We start from the raw sequence: 1,698 nt of genomic DNA on the forward strand, positions 1-1,698 counted from the left end.
ATAGTTGTGTGTTGGCACTGTATCAAATAAGAAAGTTGAAACCAAAACTAGTCATTGGTTTTGGTAGCTATGCTTCTTTTCCAACTCTTCTTGCAGCAAAGATTCTCTCTATACCTATAATTTTGCATGAACAAAATACAGTTTTAGGGAGAGTAAACAGATTCTTTTCCAAAAGTGCTAAATTAATTGCAACTAGCTTTCCAGAAACTAAATATGCGAGGAGCAATAAATGTGTTTTTACAGGGAATTTCGTTAATATAAAGGCGCAAGGCTATTCTTGTACTGGGAAAATCCTAAACATATTAATAATAGCAGGTAGTCAAGGCGCAAGTTTTTTTGATAATATAGTGAGTGACGTAATTTGTAATCTGCCTATTGAAATGAAAGAGAAGATTAGAGTAACGCAGCAATGTACGAAGAAAAATATGGACAGAATTAGGGGCCTATATGAGAGTGAAAGGATCTATTGTGAATTGAATGAGTTTTTTAACGACATGGAAAGTAGGCTAGTGAGTGCTCATTTGATAATTAGCAGAGCAGGAGCAACCTCGATAGCGGAAATCACTCTTGCTGAGCGCCCCGCTATATATATTCCTTATCCTCACTCAAAAGATAGTCATCAATTTTATAACGCAAAATATATTGAAGATTCAGGGGCAGCTGTAATAGTTGAGCAAAATAGTGAAGTGAAAAAAAGTTTAAGAGAGTTGCTAGTTGATCTATTACAAAATTGTCAAAAATTGCGTGATATGGCTAATAATACTAAGAGAACAAGAATAAGGAATGGGGTTACCGAGTTTATTAATGTAATAGCTCAAGAATTTAGTTAACGGATATGGCTGCTTGCTTTTTCTTCGAATGTATCCCAAAGATTTCTTTCTAGCAATGTATTATATAATTCGTTGATGAAAACTACTCCCGTTGGTGAAGTTGTGTTAATTTCGAGAAGAAAGTTACCTATAATGTCAATACCAACAAATATTAGCCCTCTTTTCTTTAATTCGGGGCCAATTTTATTACATATTTCATTGTCTCTGTCGTTCATTTGAGCAGGTCCAAAACTTGCTCCGAGCCGCAAGTTTGTTCTAATCTCTCCGTCTCTTGGAACTCGTTTCATTATTCCAATTGGTTGGCCATCGAGTAATAATATTCTTTTATCTTTGTCTATATTTTTGCAAAATGCCTGTACAACTACAGGGCACTCATATTTTGCGATCATGAGTTCAACTACTACTTGAATACTGTTTTCATCTTGTATTCTTATTACATCGTTTCCTCCATAGCTATACAATGGTTTCAGAATAATATCTCTGTAATTATAGTAAAAATCTCTAATCATCGATACATTCTCAGTAATTAAAGTTGGTGGAGTTAGTTCTGGAAACAGTGAAGTAATTAGTTTTTCGGGACAGTTTCTTATCTCCGTTGGATTATTAATTACTAATGCGCTAGTTTTTTCTAAAATATAGGTGGTTGTAATATAACGCACATCAAAGGGTGGATCCTGTCTGATAAATATGATATCCATTTCACTCAAATTTATGGTTACATCTTTTTTAGAGATGAAACTAAAATCTTTAACGCTGACTTTCTGAGCAAGAGCGATTGGCTGATTTAACTTTAGTGCTAAATTGTTAGGGACATAGAAAAAAACTTCGTGCTCCCTTCTTTGTGCCTCCTTTATTAATGCAAATGTGG

At 34.3% G+C, this 1,698-nt stretch carries 2 protein-coding genes; one reads left to right on the plus strand and one right to left on the minus strand.

Annotation, left to right across the window (positions count from 1 at the left end; translation table 11 throughout):
* Positions 1-830: UDP-N-acetylglucosamine--N-acetylmuramyl-(pentapeptide) pyrophosphoryl-undecaprenol N-acetylglucosamine transferase (locus IHO13_RS04695; protein WP_225538502.1), on the plus strand; the 830-nt coding region annotated here is incomplete at its 5' end.
* Here the strand turns inward: IHO13_RS04695 and gshB are convergent.
* Positions 827-1,698 (minus strand): glutathione synthase (gene gshB, locus IHO13_RS04700; RefSeq protein WP_225538503.1); only part of this gene is annotated, 872 nt, incomplete at its 5' end. The genes IHO13_RS04695 and gshB overlap by 4 nt on opposite strands.

Origin of the sequence: Wolbachia endosymbiont of Mansonella perstans (genome assembly GCF_020278605.1) — a bacterium.
Classification (GTDB): Bacteria; Pseudomonadota; Alphaproteobacteria; order Rickettsiales; family Anaplasmataceae; genus Wolbachia.